This is a genomic window from Bradyrhizobium sp., assembly GCF_004799405.1.
GTDB lineage: Bacteria > Pseudomonadota > Alphaproteobacteria > Rhizobiales > Xanthobacteraceae > Bradyrhizobium.
Window position 1 is genome coordinate 36,780 of sequence record NZ_SSMW01000085.1, and the last position, 21,528, is coordinate 58,307.

General features: G+C 61.6%; 20 protein-coding genes. 13 read left to right on the plus strand and 7 right to left on the minus strand.

Annotated features, from left to right (window positions below; translation table 11 throughout):
• Positions 1 to 3 precede the first annotated feature (3 nt).
• The 4 genes from E7813_RS13905 to E7813_RS13920 all read left to right on the plus strand — a co-directional run bounded on the left by E7813_RS13905 (position 4) and on the right by E7813_RS13920 (position 2,557).
• Positions 4 to 441, plus strand: a complete 438-nt coding sequence (locus tag E7813_RS13905; RefSeq protein WP_291574845.1) for a MaoC family dehydratase — start codon at positions 4 to 6, stop codon at positions 439 to 441.
• A gap of 159 nt (positions 442 to 600) precedes the next feature.
• Complete coding sequence (ykgO, locus tag E7813_RS13910; RefSeq protein ID WP_002718645.1) at positions 601 to 726, plus strand: type B 50S ribosomal protein L36; 126 nt, start codon at positions 601 to 603, stop codon at positions 724 to 726.
• Positions 727 to 854: 128 nt separating this feature from the next.
• A complete protein-coding gene (locus E7813_RS13915) occupies positions 855 to 1,502 on the plus strand; it encodes a tetratricopeptide repeat protein (RefSeq protein WP_291574847.1) in 648 nt (215 codons plus the stop codon).
• Positions 1,503 to 1,597: 95 nt separating this feature from the next.
• The gene (locus E7813_RS13920) at positions 1,598 to 2,557 is read left to right on the plus strand and encodes an alpha/beta hydrolase (protein ID WP_291574849.1); all 960 of its coding nucleotides are present in this window, start codon (positions 1,598 to 1,600) and stop codon (positions 2,555 to 2,557) included.
• A 113-nt stretch (positions 2,558 to 2,670) separates the two neighbouring features.
• Here E7813_RS13920 and E7813_RS13925 read toward each other — a convergent pair whose 3' ends face one another.
• Positions 2,671 to 3,348: an alpha/beta hydrolase gene (locus E7813_RS13925; RefSeq protein ID WP_291574852.1), complete on the minus strand. Its 678-nt coding sequence runs from the start codon at positions 3,346 to 3,348 to the stop codon at positions 2,671 to 2,673.
• A gap of 1,729 nt (positions 3,349 to 5,077) precedes the next feature.
• Here E7813_RS13925 and E7813_RS13930 point away from each other — a divergent pair.
• Positions 5,078 to 5,326, plus strand: coding sequence for a hypothetical protein (locus E7813_RS13930; protein ID WP_291574855.1), 249 nt, complete (start codon positions 5,078 to 5,080; stop codon positions 5,324 to 5,326).
• Between the two features lie 77 nt (positions 5,327 to 5,403).
• On the opposite strand, the gene cycA is transcribed toward E7813_RS13930, so the two are convergent.
• A complete protein-coding gene (gene cycA, locus E7813_RS13935) occupies positions 5,404 to 5,796 on the minus strand; it encodes a cytochrome c-550 CycA (protein ID WP_291574858.1) in 393 nt (130 codons plus the stop codon).
• A gap of 246 nt (positions 5,797 to 6,042) precedes the next feature.
• Between cycA and E7813_RS13940 the strand changes: the two genes are divergently transcribed.
• Complete coding sequence (locus E7813_RS13940) at positions 6,043 to 7,536, plus strand: FAD-linked oxidase C-terminal domain-containing protein (RefSeq protein ID WP_291574859.1); 1,494 nt, start codon at positions 6,043 to 6,045, stop codon at positions 7,534 to 7,536.
• 86 nt (positions 7,537 to 7,622) lie between these two features.
• Here the strand turns inward: E7813_RS13940 and E7813_RS13945 are convergent, their stop codons facing one another.
• Complete coding sequence (locus tag E7813_RS13945; RefSeq protein WP_291574861.1) at positions 7,623 to 7,961, minus strand: antibiotic biosynthesis monooxygenase; 339 nt, start codon at positions 7,959 to 7,961, stop codon at positions 7,623 to 7,625.
• A gap of 237 nt (positions 7,962 to 8,198) precedes the next feature.
• Between E7813_RS13945 and E7813_RS13950 the strand changes: the two genes are divergently transcribed.
• The 4 genes from E7813_RS13950 to E7813_RS13965 all read left to right on the plus strand — a co-directional run bounded on the left by E7813_RS13950 (position 8,199) and on the right by E7813_RS13965 (position 12,693).
• The gene (locus E7813_RS13950) at positions 8,199 to 9,437 is read left to right on the plus strand and encodes an FAD-binding protein (RefSeq protein WP_291574863.1); all 1,239 of its coding nucleotides are present in this window, start codon (positions 8,199 to 8,201) and stop codon (positions 9,435 to 9,437) included.
• Positions 9,434 to 10,750: a heterodisulfide reductase-related iron-sulfur binding cluster gene (locus tag E7813_RS13955; protein ID WP_291574865.1), complete on the plus strand. Its 1,317-nt coding sequence runs from the start codon at positions 9,434 to 9,436 to the stop codon at positions 10,748 to 10,750. Before E7813_RS13950 ends, E7813_RS13955 begins: the two co-directional genes overlap by 4 nt.
• Positions 10,751 to 10,824: 74 nt before the next feature.
• Positions 10,825 to 11,262, plus strand: a complete 438-nt coding sequence (locus E7813_RS13960; RefSeq protein WP_291574866.1) for a hypothetical protein — start codon at positions 10,825 to 10,827, stop codon at positions 11,260 to 11,262.
• A gap of 411 nt (positions 11,263 to 11,673) precedes the next feature.
• Positions 11,674 to 12,693, plus strand: a complete 1,020-nt coding sequence (locus E7813_RS13965) for a TorF family putative porin (protein WP_291574868.1) — start codon at positions 11,674 to 11,676, stop codon at positions 12,691 to 12,693.
• A 105-nt stretch (positions 12,694 to 12,798) separates the two neighbouring features.
• Here E7813_RS13965 and E7813_RS13970 read toward each other — a convergent pair whose 3' ends face one another.
• Entirely contained in the window at positions 12,799 to 14,544 is a 1,746-nt protein-coding gene (locus E7813_RS13970; RefSeq protein WP_291574870.1) for an ABC transporter ATP-binding protein/permease, read from the minus strand.
• Positions 14,545 to 14,851: 307 nt separating this feature from the next.
• On the opposite strand from E7813_RS13970, the gene E7813_RS13975 reads away from it, so the two are divergent.
• Both E7813_RS13975 and E7813_RS13980 read left to right on the plus strand, forming a co-directional pair.
• Positions 14,852 to 16,516, plus strand: coding sequence for an L-lactate permease (locus E7813_RS13975; RefSeq protein ID WP_291574872.1), 1,665 nt, complete (start codon positions 14,852 to 14,854; stop codon positions 16,514 to 16,516).
• A gap of 156 nt (positions 16,517 to 16,672) precedes the next feature.
• Positions 16,673 to 17,089, plus strand: coding sequence for an META domain-containing protein (locus E7813_RS13980; protein WP_291574874.1), 417 nt, complete (start codon positions 16,673 to 16,675; stop codon positions 17,087 to 17,089).
• A gap of 100 nt (positions 17,090 to 17,189) precedes the next feature.
• Here the strand turns inward: E7813_RS13980 and E7813_RS13985 are convergent, their stop codons facing one another.
• From E7813_RS13985 to groES, 3 genes are all read right to left on the minus strand, one after another.
• On the minus strand, positions 17,190 to 18,386 hold the full coding sequence (locus E7813_RS13985) for a hypothetical protein (protein WP_291574876.1): 1,197 nt from the start codon (positions 18,384 to 18,386) through the stop codon (positions 17,190 to 17,192).
• 165 nt (positions 18,387 to 18,551) lie between these two features.
• Entirely contained in the window at positions 18,552 to 20,198 is a 1,647-nt protein-coding gene (gene groL / locus E7813_RS13990; protein WP_291574878.1) for a chaperonin GroEL, read from the minus strand.
• 181 nt (positions 20,199 to 20,379) lie between these two features.
• Positions 20,380 to 20,676: a co-chaperone GroES gene (gene groES, locus E7813_RS13995; RefSeq protein ID WP_291574880.1), complete on the minus strand. Its 297-nt coding sequence runs from the start codon at positions 20,674 to 20,676 to the stop codon at positions 20,380 to 20,382.
• A 344-nt stretch (positions 20,677 to 21,020) separates the two neighbouring features.
• On the opposite strand from groES, the gene E7813_RS14000 reads away from it, so the two are divergent.
• Complete coding sequence (locus E7813_RS14000; protein ID WP_291574883.1) at positions 21,021 to 21,527, plus strand: hypothetical protein; 507 nt, start codon at positions 21,021 to 21,023, stop codon at positions 21,525 to 21,527.
• The last annotated feature ends 1 nt before the right edge of the window (position 21,528 follow it).

Below are 21,528 nucleotides of genomic sequence, written 5' to 3' on the forward strand. Positions count from 1 at the left end.
ATCATGAGCGCGATCACGTTTGAAAATCTCGCCGAAGGCGACACCATCGATGGCCCGAAATTCGAGGTCAGCCGCGAATCCATCCGCCTGTTCTGCGATGCGTCGCTCGACTACAACCCGCTGCATCTCGACGACGATTTCATGAAGGGCAATTTCGGCAAGACCAATTTCGGCGGCATCATCATGCATGGCATGAACAATTTCGGGCTGATCTCGCGGATGATTACCGATTGGGCCTATCCCGCCGGCGCCATTCATCGCCGGCTCGAAACAAGGTGGGTCAAGCCGGTCAGGCCCGGCGACACCATCCAGCCGACCGGCCTGATCAAATCCAAGCTGGCCACCGCGAAATCGCGCTGGGTCCTGATCGACGTCATGGTGCGCAACCAGGGCGGCGAAAAGGTCGCCACCGGAGAGGCCATGGTCGAGTTTCCGCGGTGAATTTGGCAGTGGTTTCAGCCCAAATCCGGCCTTCGAATGCCCTGTTTGCATTGACATTCGACCGCGCGATGGCCTAAAAACCGCGCGTCCCGGGCGGCTTGGCCGCCGCGGGGCTTTCGGCCTGTCGAACACGGCCTTTCAACGCATCAGGATTGTCTCATGAAGGTCCGTAACTCGCTGAAATCGTTGCGTGGTCGCCATCGCAACAACCGTCTGGTCCGCCGCAAGGGCCGGGTTTACGTGATCAACAAGGTTCAGCGCCGCTTCAAGGCGCGCCAAGGCTGATTGAGGCTGATCAGGCTTGATTCAGGGCTGAATCCAGCCTGCGGACCTGCCGCCAAATTCGGTGCCTTCACGCGTCTTTGACGCCGTTGCTGCTTTGCAGCGCGTTTTCCTGTGGCTAGACTTTGGCGATGAGATTCCATCGCGCCCGCATCGGCCGGATAGCCATCCTCCTCGCGTCGGCGATTGCCGTGGCGCCGAGCGCGGCGGTTGCGCAGGATCCAAAGGCCGTACCGCCCAAGAGCCAGAAGAAACTACCGGAGGCGCCGAGCAAGCTGCCGAAGGTTGGCGCCGATCGCATCCGTGGACTGGATTTTCTGTTCGGCGCCCTGAAGGTGGCGCCGGATGAGGCCAGCGCCAAGCATGTCGAGGCCCGGATCTGGGCGCTGTGGATGCAGACCCCGAGCGATACCGCCGCGCTTCTGATGATGCGGGCCAAGGCCGCGATGGACGCCCAGCAGATGGACGTGGCGCTGAAGCTGCTCAATGCGGTGGTCAAGCTGCGTCCCGATTACGTCGAGGGATGGAACCGGCGCGCGACGCTGTATTACCTGCAGAACGACTATGCCCATTCACTCCAGGACATCGAGCAGGTTCTGATTCGCGAACCCCGCCATTTCGGCGCGCTGGCCGGGCTCGGCATGATCATGCAGGATCTCGGCGACGACAAGCGCGCGCTCGATGCCTTCCGCAAGGCGCTTGCCGTCAATCCCCATCTCGACAAGGTGCCGGAGCTGGTCAAGACCCTGACCGAAAAGGTCGAAGGCCGCGACATCTGATCGCGCCGCGCAAACCGCGATCGGCGACAGCCTGCGAAACCGTTACCCCGCCAAACCGTAGCTTGGCGGTGCACAGGATCATCCGGACATTGCCAATGAGTTTAGCGATTGCCGCGATCGTGCTGGCGGTGCTGGCGCTGATCACGCAGGCCGGTGTCGTGGTGCTGCAGCGCGCCTATCCCGCGCAAGGCGAGAACATCGAGGTCAACGGCGCAAGCCTCAACGTCGTCGATATCGGACCGCGCGACGCCGCCGGTCCGCCGGTTGTGATGATCCATGGCGCCAGCTCGAATCTCGAAAGCATGCGGCGGCCGCTGGGCGAGATGCTCGCGAGGAATCATCGGGTGATCCTGATCGATCGTCCCGGCCATGGCTGGAGCACGCGCGCCGAGCCATCGGATTCGACGCCGGCGATTCAGGGCCGGATGATCGAGCAGGCGCTGGAAAAACTAGGGATCGGCCCGGCCATCTTCGTGGTTCACTCATGGGCCGGCGCACTTGGGGCGCGGCTGGCGCTGGATTATCCGGAACGCGTTGCAGGCCTGGTGATGCTGGCCCCGGTCGCCTATCCGTGGCGCGGCGGCGTCGGGTGGTACAACAGGCTCGTCACCACGCCCGTGATCGGCCCGCTACTGGCCTATAGCGTTACCCTGCCGCTCGGTTATTTTCTGACCGGGCCCGGCGCGCGCGGCGCATTTCTGCCGCAGACCATGCCAACGGATTTCGTCGAGGCTACCGCAACGCTGCTGTTGCTGCGTCCGCGCGAATTCCTCGCCAATGCCCGGGATCTGGTGACGCTGAAGGCGGCGGTGGCCGGGCAGGCGCCGCATTATGCCGCGATCAGGGCGCCGGCGGTGGTGATCACCGGCGATTCCGACAAGACCGTGTCGCCGAACATCCACTCGAGGCCGTTCGCGGCGGTGGTGCCCAATGCCAAGCTCATCGTGTTGCCCGGCGTCGGTCACATGGTGCAGAACGCCGCGCCCGATCTCGTGGTCAGCGAGATCGATGAGATGATCGGCGGTCTCATGCATGGTGCGGCGACTGCCAATTAGGGCGGTTAATGCAGGTCTGCTGATCTCCCGGAAGCGGACATTAAGCGGTACACTTTCGACGTCTGCTTTGTGCCAAAGCCGACCTAGACTCATTTAGCCAAGCCGGCCCGCTATCAACCCTTCTCATAGGCAACAAGGCATTCGGCCAGTCGTTCCGCATTCGACAACGCAACAAGATGGCCACCGGGAATTTCTGCCACCTCCTTTCCGAGTCTTTCACGCGCGACACGCCGTTGAAATTCGATTGGGAAAAAACGGTCATCTTTTCCCGCAAGAACATGAATGGGGATGTCAGGCCAACCCTCGAACAGACAGGGATCGCCGAAAATGGTCTCGGCTTCCTCGCGAGGCTGTTCCGGGCCAGCACGCAGCACCTCCTGCGGCACGTCGTGCAGAAAGTACGTTCCCACGTCGAATTCCGCCGTATAGCCACGCACAGCCGCAGCTTGTTCCCGCGCTTCTACTGCTCCTGTTGCGCCCCACCACACGCCAGCGGTCTCACCCGGCTCTGGGATCATCGCGTTGACGAACACCAACATCTGCACGCGCGCACGTGCGCAAACGAGGGGTGCCGTGAAGCCTGCAAGCGACTGAGCGACCAGAATAACATCGGCTCGATCTGCGATCGAGCGGGCAACGATGTCAGCATACTCTGCAAGACCGGCTTGTCTGTTGTCGCCAGGGAGATCGACCGCCACAGGTTCGTGCCCTGCCGCGCGAATAAGGGGGACCACGCGATGCCAATACCAAGCCATGCCGCCTGCCCCGGGAACAAGGATGAATGTTGCCACAATAAGTCCTTCTCTTCTCAAGACCGCTCGCAAGCCGCACTTATGGGCTGCCTCCCTATAAGACGGCTTGGAATGAGCTGGACCGACGGCATCACAGATTTTTTGTACGCGATGGTACACTGATCCCCCCATTTCAGACGGATGTCTGGTTGGGGTCAAAAGCGGACATCGCGGCCCCGAAGCGAGACTTCCGCTTCGCCCCCGACAGCGGACATCGCCGGGCCGCCAAGCCATGTCCGTTTTGTGCCATGAGGCGACATCGTGAATGCGGACACCGGGGGCTCGTTTCAGATCACTTTGCCAAGTCGACCGGTTGGCTATATCGTAAGATATTCAAGTTCTTCGATACGGTGTCCGCGCATCGTCTGCGTTGGTCTCGTCAAGCCTCGGAGGAAACGGCCATGAGAGCTCTATCACTCTCCTTCGCGGGGTTAGCTGTTGCGCTCATTTCGATCCTACCCGCGAATGCTCAGGACGCTCACGACACCAAGAAGCCGAACCTGCACGTTGGGCGCGGAGAGCCCGCATCGAGGCAAGCGAAGGATCAAACATCCGGGCAAATCTTCTGCAACAGGTTTGGCTGTCGTCCGGTGAAAAGGGGCTGTCATCTTGAGCAAGGGACGGGAATGGGGGGAATTAACGAAGAAGTCTGCGATTAATTTGGCGAATCCAGCCCGCTGAGGCCGCTACGGTTTATTGAGAAACCCCGTTTGTCGTCTCCGATCCGAACGCCAACAAGCGCAGGCACGGACGAATATCGACACGCTCTCTTCCTGCACTCCGATCGGCGACATCGCAGGCCGTGCTCGCGAGAAAGGGCGGCCACCAACGGAGACGGCCTCATATGAATTTTCGACAGAATTTTCGTTACTTCAACGCCAAGCTGCTGCAATACCATGTGATTTCATTGGTTCTCCAACCGGTTACCAATGAGGCTTCCATGCACTCGTTATAGGTTTTGTAGTTGCCTACGTTTCTGCACGTTGACGACAACGTGCCGCTAGACAAGGAGCATCCGTGCCAAGGGGCGTCGCCCGACCTAAAGCTTGTTTGGCAACCACCGACGCAACTGCCACTGGCACTCGCAAGCTGCGCAAGCCGTGCCAAAACCGGCGACGATGATGGGGTGGGAGTGCTTGGCGACGTCCGAGGAGATACGGTGTTTCGGGCAACCCCGCGGTGCGTCAGGTGCTGCGGCCTGGCTAGGTGCTTCGGCGCTTCGACCACGACGTTAGGAAGCAAGGCGGTGCCGCCCGAAGCTGTTGTGGTTTGCGACACTGCCGTGCCACTTACGCCGCACAGCGAGATGATAGCGACTGCTAGACTCGCAACGAAGAGTAACGAGGCTTTCATGGCTCCGTCCTCCCACAAGGTTTGAGAACCCAAGAAATCACGTTTCCAATGCGGAAGCGATGTCCGCTTCGGGTCAAACGGAGACGTCACGGCCCCGAAATCCGACTTCCGCTATCCCCCCGGAAGTGGACTCAGGGCGGACCTGGCACGATGTCCGCTCCGTGCCAAAAACCAGAAGTCGCGGGCGCGGATAGCTCCAAATAAAAGGCCGTCCGACGGCAAACGCCGCCGCTGTTCTGATCCTGTGTGACATCACATGCTGATCGCCGAAGCGTGATTGCGCCACGCCTGCGCGAAGGGAATACCAAAGCCTAACTGTCAGTCATGTCAATGAACAGCACGCGCATGGGTTGCGCGCCAGTGACAGGAGGATACCATGACCAACTTCAAATTTTTGACTGCGCCGCTCGTTCTTTCCGCGCTCCTTGCGACGCCTGCCTCGGCGCAGGTCTCGGAGCCCGCCGCGGCCGCGGCCCAGGACCCTGCCTTCTCCATCTATTCGAACGATGGCCGCGGATTTTCCAGTACGATGGCCTCGCAGGCACCGCTCGGCGACGCGTCGGGACTGCATATGTCGGTACGGCCGCATCGCGGAAATCATACCGCCGGTGTCAAGCGCTACTGAACACGGACTTCGAATCGCCAGTAGCGGAAGTCGCGGCCTGCGGCGGAACACCCCAGATAGACGACGCATCAGGACGGCTACTTGATCTTGCCGTCCTTGTCGTATTGCGCGAGGAACGCCCAGAGATCATTGATCTCCTGCTGGTTCTTGATGCCGGCGAACGACATCTTGGTGTTGGGAACCTTCGCCTTCGGATCCTTGATGTACTCCTTGAATTCGGCCTCGTTCCAGGTGATCCCCGAATTCTTGTTGGCCTCCGAATAGGAATAATCCGGCGCGGTGCCGGACTTGCGGCCATTGAGTCCGTTAAGCTCCGGGCCGACCTTGTTCTTGGCGCCTTCGCCGATGGCATGACAGGCCAGGCATTTGTTGAAGGAGGTCTTGCCGGCGGCGACATCCTGCGCGAATGCTGCGGAGACGGCGAGCGATGAGACGATGAGGACCAGCGCGCTCAATCTCAGTTTTTGCATTGGAGTGCTCTTTTGGGGGTGCGCTTCGAGGTTCCGAGGTGGCCTGAAGCCGCTTGTGGCATGGCGTACGCGCGGTGGACAAGCCGCCAAACGCGTCCGGGTTTCATCAGTCCCGGCGGCATTGCCGGATGACCGGCAATCGCGGCCGTCCATCGCCTTGGTCACCTACCCAAAACGGTCCAGACGTGCTTGATTTGCCATGACAAATCGGCGAGCGCCGGGCGCTGCGGCGCGGGAGATATTGACATGACCATCATGATGCCTGCATCGGATCAGGCTGTGCTGGGACGCCGCGATAGCATCGTGGCGGCATTGCGCGCGATCGTGCCGGGCGAGGGCGTGATCGAAAGTGCTGCCGAAATGATCCCTTACGAGTCCGACGGCCTGATGGCGTATCGACAGCCGCCGATGGTGGTGGTGCTGCCGGACACCACCGAACAGGTCTCGCAGATTCTGAAATATTGCTTCGAACAGGGCATCAAGGTGGTGCCGCGCGGCTCCGGCACCTCGCTGTCCGGCGGTGCGCTGCCGCTGGCCGATGCGGTGTTGCTGGGCCTCGGCAAATTCAAGCGCATCCGCGAGATCGATTTCGACAACCGTGTCGTGGTGACCGAGCCGGGCGTCACCAACCTTGCCATCAGCCAGGCGGTGGCGGACGCCGGATTCTACTATGCGCCCGATCCGTCGTCGCAGATCGCCTGCTCGATCGGCGGCAATGTCGCGGAGAATTCCGGCGGCGTGCATTGCCTGAAATACGGCATGACCACCAATAACGTGCTGGGCTGCGAAATCGTGCTGATGTCGGGCGAAATCATCAAGGTCGGCGGCAAGTCTGCCGAGACATCCGGCTACGACTTGATGGGTATCATCACGGGGTCCGAGGGATTGCTCGGTGTCATTACCGAGGTCACGGTGCGGATTCTGCAGAAGCCGGAAACCGCGCGCGCGCTGATGGTCGGCTTCGCGCAAGTCGAGGCGGCCGGCCAATGCGTGGCCGATATCATCGGCGCCGGAATCATCCCCGGCGGCATGGAAATGATGGACAAGCCGGCGATCCACGCCGCCGAAGCCTTCGTCCATGCCGGCTATCCCCTCGACGTCGAGGCGCTCTTGATCATCGAACTCGACGGTCCCGGCGTCGAGGTCGACGAGTTGATCGGCCGTGTCGAGGCGATCGCGCGTAGCTGCGGTTCGACCACGTGCCGGATTTCCAATTCGGAGTCCGAGCGAAACCTGTTCTGGTCCGGCCGCAAGGCGGCCTTTCCGGCCGTCGGCCGGATTTCGCCGGACTATCTCTGCATGGATGGCACCATCCCGCGCGGCGCGCTGCCGCAAGCGCTGACGCGAATCCGCGATCTTTCCGAAAAATACGGCCTGCGCGTCGCCAACGTGTTCCATGCCGGCGACGGCAACCTGCATCCGCTGATCCTGTACGATGCCAACAAGCCCGGCGAGATGGACAAGGCCGAGGCGTTCGGCGCCGATATCCTTCGATGCTGCGTCGAACTCGGCGGCGTGCTCACCGGCGAACACGGCGTCGGCATCGAAAAGCGCGACCTGATGCCGGAGATGTTCAGCGAGATCGACCTCAACCAGCAGCAGCGGCTGAAATGCGCATTCGACGCGCAAGGACTGCTCAATCCCGGCAAGGTATTTCCGACCCTGCACCGCTGCGCCGAGCTCGGCCGCGTGCACGTCCATGGCGGCAAGCTCGCTTTCCCGGACATTCCGCGGTTCTAGTCGTCCCAAGAAAATCAAAGGTTTGCGCGCGCAACCGGGGTTGGCCCGGTTGCGTTTTTCGATTCTGCGCAGATCGCTGTTGGCGGCTAGAGCAATGCGTATTGCACGCGTTCGCGCCTCGCCAGCAGCGGCAAGGCCTCGCCCGCGATACAGGATTTGAAATGCTCGCTTTCCTGGTGCGCCTTGAAAGCGGCCTCGTCGCGGAACAGTTCGTAGAACAGGAACTGCGCCGGATTTTCCCGTCCGCGCCCGATCAGGAACAGTTTTGCGCCGGGCTCGCTTTGCGCCTCGGGCAGAAAGCGGCGCAGGATGCCGGCAACGTTGTCGGCTTGCCCTTCGCTGGCCTCCCATTGCGCGACCACCAGCAGGCCTCCGCCGCTGATGGCGTCGCTGATGGTTCGTTCGTTGATTGCATATCGGTCCATGGTGGTCGCTCCTTCGTGATTTTCCCCTGTATCGCCGGACGCTGCGTGGTCCGGCAATTGACAGGTACAATTCGATATATGACGAATTGTTCTCGCGAATGCTTCGATACAAATCGAAGTGACGATGTCTCCTTCAGGCGGACTGGGGGCGAATGTCCGCTTCGGTTTTCAAACTCGCCCTTGTGCCCGCCAGCCGCGCCTTTAGAAGAATGGCGCGGGACCCGAAAGGCGGTTGGTTTGGATACCCTGAAAGTACGCGACGCCCAGGATGTCGAGCAGGTGGTGCGCGCGGCCATTGCCAGCGAACAGCCGCTGGAAATCATCGGTCATGGCGGCAAGCGGCTGATCGGCCAGCCGATGGCGACCAATGCGCTGCTCGACCTTTCCGCGCTCAATGCGGTGACTGCCTATGAGCCGAATGAGCTGATCATTACGGTCCAGGCCGGCGCGCCGCTCGCCGATGTACTGTCGCTGATCGACTCCAGGAACCAGCAATTTGCCTTCGAGCCGATGAATACCTCGAGCCTGCTCGGCACGCCCGACATCGGAACCGTCGGGGGCATGATCGGCGCCGGCCTCGCCGGTCCGCGTCGCATCAAGGCCGGTGGCGCCCGCGATCACCTGCTGGGCGCACATGCCGTGTCCGGATTCGGCGACAGTTTCAAGGCCGGCGGCCGCGTGGTGAAGAACGTGACCGGCTACGATCTCTGCAAATTGCTGGCGGGATCCTGGGGCACGCTCGCGGTCATGACCGAAGTGACGCTGAAGGTGATGCCGCGATCCGAGAGCGAACGCACGCTGGTGCTGCGCGGGCTGGATGACCTCGCCGCAAACAAGGCGATGACGGCGGCATTGGGTTCGCCATTCGATGTGTCCGGCGCGGCGCATGTGCCGCATTCGGCATTTCAGGCCGCCGCAGGCGGGCTGGCGGAACTCGGATCGCCCCGGCAGGCGGTCACCTTGCTGCGGCTGGAGGGCATTACCGCCTCGGCGGTGCATCGCGCGGCCGCCCTGGCTTCGGCTCTCGCGCCATTTGGCGCGGCCGAAGTTCGGCAAGATGCCGCCTCGGCGGCGATCTGGAGTTCGGTTCGCGACATCGAACCGTTCGCGGCCGACGGCGCGCTGGGAGCGTGGCCGGTGTGGCGGATCGTCTGCCCGCCGGCTTCGGGCGGCGCGCTCGGTCAGGCGCTGGCGCGAGATACCGGCGGCGACGTGATCTATGACTGGGGCGGCGGCCTGATCTGGGCGGCGCTGCCTCCCAAGCCCGACGCCCAGGCAGCTTTGGTGCGGGCGCGGGTCGATGCCGTCGGCGGTCACGCCACGCTGTTGCGCGCCCCTGAGCAAATCCGGCGCCATGTCGATGTGTTTCATCCGCAGCCTGGCGGCCTGACCGCCCTGGGCGAACGCGTCCGCCACAGCTTCGATCCGAAAAACATCCTCAATCGCGGCCGGCTGGACCGGAGGGTTGCGACATGAAAACCGAATTCAGCCTCGCCCAACTCGCCGATCCCGACATTGCGGAAGCCGACAAAATCCTGCGCGCCTGCGTGCATTGCGGATTCTGCACCGCGACCTGCCCGACCTATGTACTGCTTGGCGACGAACTCGATAGTCCGCGGGGCAGAATCTATCTCATCAAGGAGATGCTGGAAAAGGACAAGCCGCCGACGCGGGACGTGGTCAAGCACATCGACCGTTGTCTCTCCTGCCTTGCCTGCATGACCACCTGTCCGTCGGGTGTGAACTATATGCACCTGGTCGATCAGGCGCGGGTCCGGATCGAAAACGACTATGCGCGCCCGCTGGCCGAGCGGGCGTTGCGGACGATGCTGGCCTGGGTTCTGCCGCGGCCGCGACTGTTTCGCCTCAGCATGATTCTGGCGCGGTTTGGCCGGCCGCTGGCGGCGCTTCTGCCGGCACCCAAGGCTGGATCGGATTCGCCGGATTTACTGTGGCGAATCAAGGCGATGCTGGCGCTTGCGCCAGGCCGTCTGCCGGCGCCGGGTCCTTCCGGCGGGAGCGTGTTTCCGGCCTTGGGAACCAGACGGGGACGGGTCGCGCTGCTGCAAGGCTGCGCCCAACAGGTCCTGGCCCCGCGCATCAACCAGGCCGCCATCAATTTCTTGACCCGCCACGGCATCGAGGTCGTGCTGGTCAAGGACGAACAATGTTGCGGCGCGCTGACCCATCATCTGGGACGCGACGGCGACGCGCTGGCGCGCGCCCGGGCCAACATCGCCGTCTGGACCGCGGAAGCCGGGCGCAACGGTCTCGATGCCATCCTGGTGACGACATCGGGGTGCGGCACGGTGATCAAGGATTACGGCTTCATGCTGCGCGAGGACCGCGATTTTGCAGGCCCGGCCGCGAAAATTTCGGCGCTGGCCAAGGATATCACGGAATATGTCGCCGGCATCGATCTAGAGCCGCCGCGGCAACGAAGCGATCTCGTGATCGCCTATCACTCGGCCTGTTCGCTGCAGCACGGACAGAAAATCACGCAAGCCCCGAAAGAATTGCTTTCCAAGAGCGGTTTCGTGGTGAAAGATGTACCCGAGAGCCACTTGTGTTGCGGTTCGGCGGGAACGTACAACATTCTCCAGCCTGACATTGCGGGCAGATTGCGCGATCGAAAGGTCGCCAACATTGCGACGGTCAGGCCGGACATGATTGCTGCAGGCAATATTGGATGCATGGTGCAGATTGCCGGCGGTACGTCAGTTCCTGTGGTCCACACGATTGAGCTTCTCGACTGGGCGACAGGCGGTCCCCGGCCAGGATTGAACTGATCGATTGAGCCCGCGTGCAAGCGGACAACCGAAACGCTCGATGGACACAGACCAGCGGCAACAGGAGGATCACGATGGCTAAGGGAAAAAAGGGCAAGAAGAGTAAGAGTAAGAAGAAAAAGCTTGTGACGGCGAAGAAGAAATCCGCGAAGAAATCTTCGAAGAAAACGGCCAAGAAATCCGGCAAGAAATCGGCGAAAAAGGCCAAGAAGTCCGCCAAGAAGTCCAAGGCGGCGGCGCCGAAAAAATCAGCCAAGAAGGCCAGCGCCAAAAAGCGTCCTGCGAAAAAGAAAGCGGCGTCCAAACCTGCCGCGCCCAAGCCGGAACCGATGGCCGCGGCACCGAGACCGGTTGCAGCCCCCGCTCCCACCCCAAAGCCGGCACCTGCGCCGTCGGCGCCGAGTTGGGCCGCTCCCAGCCCGGCTCCGGCCGCACCGAGTCCTGCCCCGTCATGGGGGCATTCGGACGGCCACAGTTCAAGCTCGTCGCCTGCCAGCGGGGACGACGAGTAACCGAGCGCGTTCGGCGCTTCCGTTTCCGCGGGTTACGTTTCAAGGCCGCAGCGCTCGCCGCTGCGGCTTTTTTGCGTGTGTTTTTCCCGACCGAATCGATGCTCTCGGTGCGGCCTGATTCGCACTCGGCGGCAAATAGTGTGGTCGCGCGCTCCCCCGCCGTCTGGAAGATGCGCTTCTGGCGGTATAAGCGGTCCCAATTTGTTGTTAGAATACAACACTTGGCAACAACCTTATCTGGAACGGCCAATACGCCTAAAAAGTCGGCAGATGCTCGCGTTTTTTGCTTTCCGCGGTGGATGGCACGTTCCAGATTGGGCTGAGGTTAAGGACTTTGGTTACAGCCGGTATCGCCAGTCCCCGGGGGGCGTCGGAATTGGGCTGTTTTTTTGAAATGTGATGGGGATCGTCATGAAGAAAATGGTTTGGGTCGCAGCTGTTCTTGCAATGACTGCTGGCGGTGCGACAACTGTCGGTTCCGCTTTCGCCGCTGATTTGCCTCTGAAGGCCGCCAAGGCGCCGCCGCCGGCGCCATTCGATCCCTGGGATATCGCTTTCGGCAGCGCGATCATGAACGACTATATCTTCCGCGGTGTCACCCAGTCCAACCACCAACCCTCGGTGGCGGCCTATTTCGAGCCGCGCTACAATGTCAGCAAGGATCTGCAACTCTACGTCGGCACCTCGTTCGAGAGCATTTCGTTTTCCAACCGGGCCGCGGCCGAGGTCGATGTCTACGGCGGTATTCGTCCGACCTTCGGCGCCTTCGCCTTCGATTTCGGCCTCTGGGGTTACCTGTATCCGGGTGGGCATTGCGCCGACAATACCTTCTTCATCGGCGCTCCATTTCCCGGCGGCAATGTCTGTCCGATCGACATCAATACGATCTTTCTTAACAACGGCAACGTGATGAAGAAGGACGTGAGCTTCTTCGAAGTTTACGGCAAGGTGAACTACACCGTGAACGACAACTGGCAGTTCGGAGTGAACGAGTATTACTCCCCGAACTTCCTGCACTCCGGCGCCTGGGGCAATTATGCGTCGGTTACCGGCAAGTACACCGCGCCGAGCACGATGTTCGGTACCAGCGGCGTCGGCATGTATGCCTCGGGCGAGTTCGGCCGGCAGTGGCTCGGAACCTCAGACTCCTTCTACGGCGTCTCGGGATTTCCGTTGGGCATCAAATATGCCGACTACAACACCTGGAACATCGGTATCGGCTTCACTTATAAGGTATTCACCCTCGATCTGCGTTACTCGGACACCGACCTTTCGAAGGGTAATTGCAACGCCTTCACCAGCGCCTACACCACTTCCAATCTAACCAGCTTCACTCCGATCAATCCGTCTGGCGTTGGCTCCAACTGGTGCGGCTCGGCCGGCATCGCCAAGCTCTCGGCTGACCTGACCGCGATGACCAACCTGAAGTAGACTCTATCTATCTTGAGATCACGGGGGCGGCAGAGCGATCTGCCGCCCCTTTTGCTATGGCGGGCCGCCTGATGATGAGACGGGACGCACGGAGGGGTTTAGCTGTTACGACGGCCTCGCATCCTCGCCGCGGTCGCGCAGCGCGAATAGCTCGCCCTGCTGCACCAGCGCTATATTGCGCTGATGGAATGCCTCAAGGGTCGAGCGATGACCGATCGAGACGATGGTGGTCGCCGGCAATTTCTCCTCGAGCAGACGGTAGAGCGTGGCCTCGGCGGCTTCATCGAGCGATGCGGTTGCTTCATCGAGAAACAGATATTGCGGGGCATGCAGCAGCGCGCGGGCGAGCCCCAGCCGTTGTTGCTCGCCCAGCGACAGCATTCGGTTCCAGTGCGCATCTTCGTCGAGCCTCGAGGCAAGCTGAGGCAGGCCTACCGCGACTAGCGTACCCCTGACCCGATCCGGACTGAACGCGCTCGCTTCCGCGGGGTACACGATCGCAGCCTGTAGCGAGCCGACCGGAAAATACGGCCGCTGCGGCATCATCATCAGCGTGGTGTTGGCGGGGATCGCAATCGAGCCGGTGCCGAACGGCCAAACGTCGGCAATGGCGCGGAATAACGTGGACTTGCCGGAACCCGATGGACCCGTCAGCAAGGTGCGTTCACCGGTGCGGAGTTTGAAGCCGTCCGCCGTCACCAGCGGGACGCCATTGGGCAGGCTGACCAGAAGCTTCTCAAGATCGATGGTCCCTTTGTCGTCGGACGCGACGTGGACGATGTTTTCCCTGTTCAACAGGGCGTCGGCATTTTGAATTGACGTCTCGAACCCGTGGAGGCGCGCCACCACCGATTGCCATTCGGCGAGCGTGCGGTACGACGAGATGAAGAACGACAACGAATCCTGCACGCTGCTGAAGGCGGATGCGGTTTGCATCATGCCGCCGAGCTGGATCTTTTCCGCAAAATAGGCCGGCGCGATCAGCACGTAGGGAAAGATCACGGAGGCCTGCGAATAGCTTGCGGTAAAGGCGGTCAGCTTCTTGGTGCGCTGCATGATGTCGAGCCAGTTCTGCACCACGAAGGCGAATCGTCCCAGCAACCGCGTCCGCTCGGCCGGCTCGCCCCGCAGCAAGGCGATCTGCTCGGCATTTTCGCGCGTGCGAACCAGATTGAAGCGGAAATCGGCTTCATAGCGCTGCTGCTGGAAATTGAGCCCGACCAGCGGCCAGCCGATCAGATGGGTCAACGTCGTCCCGAGCAGCGCGTAGATCAGCGCGCCCCACACCAGATAGCCTGGAATCGGGATGTCCCTGCCAAACAGGTGCAGCGGCGCTTCATTGGACAGGCCCCAGAGAATGAAGACGAAGGATGCCAAGGTCACGACCGAACTCAAAAGCCCGATGCCGAGAGCAAGCGTCTGGTCGACGAAACGCTGGGTGTCCTCGGCGATGCGCTGGTCGGGGTTGTCGGCGGCGTCGCCGAGCAGCTGCATCCGGTAGTGATTGGCGTCGTGCAGCCAGCCGCCGAGATACCGGGCGGTCATCCATTGCCGCCACCGGATCTGCAGCCACTGATTGAGATAGAGCTGGTAGACTTTCAACGTGATCCAGAAAACGGCGAGTACGGCGAAATAACCGATCTGGTAGGTGAAAACGGCCTGGTTGCGTTCCTGAAGCGCATTGTAGAAAACATTGTTCCAGCGGTTGAACAGGACGGTCAGGAATACCGAAGCAAGTTCAATGGCGATCACCGCGGCTAGAAGACCGCGGCCCGCCCACTTGTCCTCCGAGGAAAAATACGGGGCAGCGATCCGCCACACGGTTGCGAGCGTCGAGCGGATGTTGTTCACAGATTACGATCTCCTGCAGGTTGGCTTCAAAGGCCTGAAAAAATGAGAGAATTACGGATCGTTAGACTAAAGTCCTAGCTCTCGCGATCCGGGTTTGCTTGTTCCCGGCTTCGAGTCAACCCTAGCATGGGCCCAACGGCGAGGGGCGGGGGTCCTTATACTTTCGCGAGGTTGTGAGCGGGGTGGCATTGCCCAAATCCGCGGCCGACCTTGCTTCATTGCATAGACATCCCCCGCGATCACGCCAGGCGCACCTGACCGTCCACGCTGGCCGGGGCACCGCATAATGGCGTGGGGAGGAACCGCAATGTGGGATCAAGTCTATAATCCGTTCAACAATACCACGCTTTCGACGATCGCTGCGGCGGTACCCGTCGTCACGCTGCTGGTGCTGATCGCGAGCGGCAAGGTCAAGGTACATATCGCTGCCATCACCGCGCTGGTGCTGGCCAACCTGGTGGCGATCTTTCTGTTCACCATGCCGGCCAACCTGGCGATCCGGGCTTCGCTGCTGGGCATCGTCACCGGTTTCTTCCCGATCGGCTGGATCGTGCTGAACGTCATCTTCATGTACCAGCTGACGGTTTCCGCCGGCCGGTTTGAAGCGCTCAAGCGCGCCGTGGGCGGTGTCACGACCGACCGGCGATTGCAGCTGTTGCTGATCGCATTTTCATTCGGCGCGTTCTTCGAGGGCGCATCCGGCTTCGGCACCCCGGTGGCGATCACGGGTGCGATCCTGATCGGGCTCGGTTTCTCGCCGCTTGCAGCATCCGGCCTGTCGCTGATCGCCAATACGGCGCCGGTTGCCTACGGCGCGCTGGGTACCCCGATCCAGGGCCTCGCGTCGGTAACCGGTCTCGATCCCTATATTCTGGGCGCGATGGTCGGACGGCAGTTGCCGATTTTCTCGCTGATCGTGCCGTTCTGGGTGGTGTGGGCATTCGCCGGCTGGAAAGGCATGAAGGAAGTCTGGCCGGCCATTCTCGTCACCGGCGTGTCGTTCGCGATCCCGCAATTCCTGATCTCGAACTACATCAACCCGTGGATCGTCGATATCGGCGCATCGCTGATTTCGATGGGCTGCCTGATCCTGTTCCTGAAAGTCTGGCAGCCGAAGGTGCTCTGGCTGTCGCCCGCGTTGCGCGGCAATGACGAATCCGCCAGCACGATGCCACCGGCCAAGCTGATCGATCCGACGCCGCTGACGCCGGGAGAACTGTTCACCGCGTTGCTGCCGTGGATCATCCTGTGCGCGATTCTGCTAGTCTGGGGCACCGGCTGGTTCAAGGCCGCGGTGAATCCGATCTTCACCTGGAACTATGCGGTTCCCGAATTGCACAACATGATCAACAAGGTTGCGCCGGTGGTGCCGGCGCCGACCAAGGAAGCTGCGATCTTCTCATTCACCTATCTGTCGTTTACCGGCACCGGCATGCTGATCGCCGCCATTATCGCGGGCTTCATCATGGGGCTGTCGCCGGGCAAGATCGTCAGCGAATACGGGCGCACCATCAAATTGTGTGCGTATTCGCTGATCACGATCTCGGCGATGCTGGCGATCGGCACCCTGACCCGGCTCTCCGGCGTTGACGCGACGCTCGGTCTCGCCTTTGCGGCAACCGGCGTGCTCTATCCCTTCTTCGGCACCCTGCTGGGCTGGCTCGGTGTCGCGCTGACGGGATCGGATACGTCGTCGAACATCCTGTTCGGCAACCTGCAGAAGATCACCTCGCAGCAGCTCGGGCTGTCGCCGATCCTGATGGGTGCGGCCAACTCGTCCGGCGGCGTCATGGGCAAGATGATCGACGCGCAGTCGATCGTGGTCGCCTCGACCGCCACCAACTGGGTCGGGCACGAAAGCACGATTTTGCGCTTCGTGTTCAAGCACTCGATCGCGCTGGCGTGCCTGGTCGGGCTGTTCGTGATGCTGCAGGCCTATGTCTATCCGTTCACGGCCATGGTCCTGAAATAAAGGACCGTCGTTTACGACCGGTGAAAATCCCCGCGGCCGCTGCCGCGGGGATTTGTTTTGGCGAACCGGTAAATCTTTTTTGCGGCCAATCTGGTCAAGATCACATTCGCCCATTAGAACAGCGCGCGGCGGTGCGGCGATAGTTCGAGAGGCAGCATGTTTTCAGCGAAAAGGTTTTTGAAGCAAGCCGCGGGCACGTTTATTCTAACCGCGGCTGCCTTCAACGCCGGCCCGGCTCGCGCTCAGGAGGGATTTCCGTTCGGATTCGAGATGACACTGGATGCAGCCCGGCAGCCCGGATCGAAGCGGGTCCCGACGATGCAGATCGGCGACAGCGGCGAGGCGACGCTGGAGTTGTGGTGCAAGGGCGGCAAGGGCCAGTTCTCGGTCGCGGGCAATACCGTGATTTTCGTCGCCGGCCCGCTGGAAGATCGCGCCTGTCCGCCGGCCAAGGCGCAGGCCGACGATGAACTGGTTGCGGCGTTGAGCGAGGCGGCGACCTGGAGGCGGCAGGGCGATCTCATTTCATTCATCGGAACCAGGCCGCTGCGATTCCGTCTCCTTACCAACTAGAACGTTTTCGAGCGAAGTGGATACCGGTTCGCGGAAAGAAAACGCCTCAAAACTGGAGTCCAGAGTCCCGTTTTGATCCGATCGAAACGGGACTCTCGTCTCATTTCCAGACCGATTTATCCGCGTCCCAGCGCTGGCCTTTGAACTCCTTGGCCAGCGCATCGAGCGAGCCGTTGTCGTCCTTGGGATCGCCTTCCTCGTCGCCGCTGGATTCATCGGTCAGATTGAGCCTTGCGCCGGCGGATTCGTCCGTGGTGGTAACGGTCGGGGTGCCGATCCACAGCAATAACCGGTCGGACGTGCCGGGCTTGTCCGGCGCCACTAGGGCGGCAACCTCGATGGTCTCGGTGAGATCGAGCGCGGGGAACATCTGGCTCGGCCGCTTGAAGGTCAATTTCAGCTTGCCGGTATTGGGGTTCCATGTTGCCGACGACGACGATTTCGCCGCAAGGGTTTTGGTCAGGACCGCTGCGACCGCGGCGGCGAGCCTGTCCCTGTTGAGCTTGTCGCCGTCGCGCCAGTCGGCGGCTGCGAAGCGGATGGTGCGCTCGATTTCCAGAATGCCGCTGGTCCAGCCGGCGGCGACCACGCCGGGCGCCGACCTGTATTTTGCGATCAGCGCCGCGGCGCGATCCGGATCGGCGCTGATGTTGATGGTCTGCTCGCCGGCGCGCAGCGCCTCGCAGGAAACGGCGAGGCTGCTGAGGGCCACCTCGACGTCCTGTCCCTTCAGACTCCTGAGGAAATCCGCCGCAGCATCCAGCTTGACCTTGACGCCGATCGATTCCGGAGAGACTTCGCTAAAATCCTTTGGCGATGCAGCGATGTTGTCATCACTCGACTGGTTGTCCTGGAATTCCTTTTCGCTGATGTCGGAATTATCCGACGAGGTCACTTCCGTCACGGTCTGGCCGACGCTGATCTGGCCCTTGAATTCGAACGTGTCGCCGGTCGGCTTGCGCACGAGTTTCACCGTGACCGGCAATTTGTCGCCAAGGCTTTGCGTGGTGCCGGTCATGGTCTGACCGTTCACGGCGAGGTTAGCGACAAAGCGGTCCTTGCGGTCGGAGCCTTTCTCGACGGGGTAGCAAACGTCGAGCACCGCGGAGGTGACGTTCTTGCCCTGACGGGCCTCCTTGAGGATGACGTCGGCATTGCCTTCCATCAACCCGTCGATGGAGGTGAAATACCTTGTTTCATTGGCATTCGCGGGCTTGGTCAAGAGCTTCATCTGGGCAAAGACCGGAGTCGACGAGGCCGTTATCAGGCCGACCAGGCAGAACAAAAACGCGCGCATATCAAAATTCCTCGAGGGGACAGAATCGGTTGTTACCGTAGAGCCTTTTTGGCTGCGAATGAATCGAAACCAGGTCCTTGCCGGCAAAGCTCGGCGCAAATCACCCCAAAAAGAAGGCCGCCCGGAGGCGGCCTTCGCGATCGCGACGATACCAATGCGGCCGGCTCAGAAGCCCATGCCGCCCATGCCACCCATGCCGCCGCCACCGCCGGGCATCGGCGGCGCCGGCTCCTTTGGCAACTCGGCGACCATGGCTTCGGTGGTCACCAGCAGGCCGGCGACCGAGGCGGCGTCCTGCAGCGCCGTGCGCACCACCTTGGCCGGATCGATGATGCCTTTGGAGACCATGTCGACATATTCCTCGGTTTGCGCATCGAAGCCGAAGGTCTCGGACTTGTTCTCCAGGATCTTGCCGACCACGATCGAGCCCTCGACCCCGGCATTCTCGGCGATCTGGCGCACCGGAGCTTCCAGCGCCTTGAGCACGATATTGATGCCGGCCTGCACATCGGAGTTGTCGTTGGTGATGCGGCCGACGGCCTTCTTGGCGCGCAGCAAGGCGACGCCGCCGCCCGGCACGATGCCTTCCTGCACTGCTGCGCGGGTCGCATTGAGGGCATCCTCGACGCGATCCTTCTTCTCCTTGACCTCGATTTCGGTGGCACCTCCGACCCGAATGATCGCGACGCCGCCGGCGAGCTTGGCCAGGCGCTCCTGCAGCTTCTCGCGGTCGTAGTCCGAGGTGGTTTCCTCGATCTGCGCCTTGATCTGGCCGACGCGGGCTTCGATGTCCTTTTTCTTGCCGGCGCCGCTGACGATCGTGGTGTTTTCCTTGTCGATCACCACCTTGCGCGCGCGTCCCAGCATGTTGACGGTCACGCTTTCGAGCTTCATGCCGAGTTCATCCGAAATCAGCTGACCGCCGGTCAGGATCGCGATGTCTTCCAGCATTGCCTTGCGGCGGTCGCCGAAGCCGGGCGCCTTGACGGCGGCGACTTTCAACCCGCCGCGCAGGCGGTTGACGACCAGCGTCGCCAGGGCTTCGCCTTCGACGTCCTCGGCGACGATCAATAGCGGCTTGCCGGACTGCACCACGGCTTCCAGCACCGGCAGCATCGATTGCAGGCCGGACAGCTTCTTCTCGTGCAGCAGCACATAGACGTCTTCGAGTTCGGCGGTCATTTTCTCGGCGTTGGTGATGAAATAGGGTGAAAGATAGCCGCGGTCGAATTTCATGCCTTCGACGATGTCGACTTCGGTTTCGAGTGACTTGTTCTCCTCGACCGTGATGACGCCTTCATTGCCGACCTTCTGCATCGCCTGGGCGATCATCTTGCCGATCGCTGCATCGCCATTGGAGGAGATGGTGCCGACCTGGGCGACCTCGGATGACGAGGCCACCGGCTTGGCGCGCTTCTCGAGGTCCTTGACCACCGCCGTCACTGCAATCTCGATGCCGCGCTTCAGATCCATCGGGTTCATGCCGGCGGCAACCGACTTGGCGCCCTCCCGCACGATCGCCTGCGCCAGCACGGTCGCGGTGGTGGTGCCGTCGCCTGCGGTATCGTTGGTCTTGGAGGCGACTTCGCGCAGCATCTGCGCGCCCATATTCTCGAACTTGTCCTCAAGCTCGATTTCCTTGGCGACGGTGACGCCGTCCTTGGTGATGCGTGGCGCGCCGAAGCTCTTTTCGATGACGACGTTGCGGCCCTTGGGACCGAGCGTCACCTTGACCGCATTGGCGAGAATATCGACCCCGCGCAGCATGCGATCGCGCGCGTCTCCGGAAAATTTGACGTCCTTGGCAGCCATTTGAATTTACTCCTGGATGAATTGGATATGTTTGCTTGCCGCACCCTTTATCGTGCTTGGCGGGCTTCTCTTCGAGACCCCTCATCCGGCGCGGACTTTGTCCGCGCCACCTTCTCCCACAAGGGGAGAAGGGAAGAAGGCAACGCACGCGACGACCAGGTCAGCGGCTCTCTCGTTGGTCTCAGGCCAGCACGCCCATGATGTCGGATTCCTTCATGATCAGGAGTTCCTCACCGTCGAGCTTGATTTCGGTGCCGGACCACTTGCCGAACAGCACGCGGTCGCCGGTCTTGATGTCGATCGGGATCAGCTTCCCGGCCTCGTCGCGGCCGCCCGGGCCGACGGCGACGACCCGGCCTTCCTGGGGCTTTTCCTTGGCGCTGTCGGGAATGATGATGCCGCCCTTGGTTTTTTCTTCGGCGTCGATCCGCTTGACCACGACACGGTCATGCAGTGGGCGAAAGTTGGTTTTAGCCATGACGTTCCCTTCCAAAGATTTGCCCCGTTTGGAGGCTTACGTTTTCAGGTCTGGTGCCGATCGAAAGCGGTGGGAACACGGAGCGAATTCGGCGCCGCCAGGGGCGCAACGGCTCGTATCCTTAGCAATCGGGCTCTTGGAGTGCTAATTGTGACCCGGGAATATGGCTTGAGGCCGATCCTGTCAAGCAAAGGGAGTTAAGCCCTTGGTGAGGCCGATATAGGATGCTTTTTCGGAAACCAAATCGGGGTCCCGGCGTAATCTGCTGGATATCGTTGCTCCGACAGGAGTTTTGCGCTTGGTTGCGGGACGGGTGCGGCCAGGAGTTTTGTTCGGGGGATACCATGGTCAAGTCATGTAGCGCGCGGACGGTTGCCAGTCTGGGGATCGCCTCGGCGCTGACGATATTTCTGGGGGCATGCAGCAGCTTTAACCTGACGTCGAATCCGGGGCCGGCGCAGGAGCCCGGCGTGGCGCCCGAAGTGCCGGCGACGATCCGCGCCGACGAGATTGTCGGCCGCTGGGGCCTCGCGTCGTACCAGAATCCCAATGACCGCGCGCGCACCGAGGCCGCGGCGCGGTTGCAGTGCAAGCAGCCCTATGTGATCGGATCCGGCGCCACCGGGGGCGTGATCATGCATCTGGCCGACCAGGCGACGCCGCAGGAATTGCGCCTCAAGGGCAGCCCGAGCGGCAAGAATTATATCGGCCCGCCCGGACCGGCCGGTGGCGAGCAGGATCGCGAAATCGTCTCCTTCGACGGCCGCGTGCTGATCACCCGCTTTACCGACAAGGACGCCGCCACCCGTTACGGCAACATGGTCTATGTCCGCTGCGCGCCGCGGGCGTGAT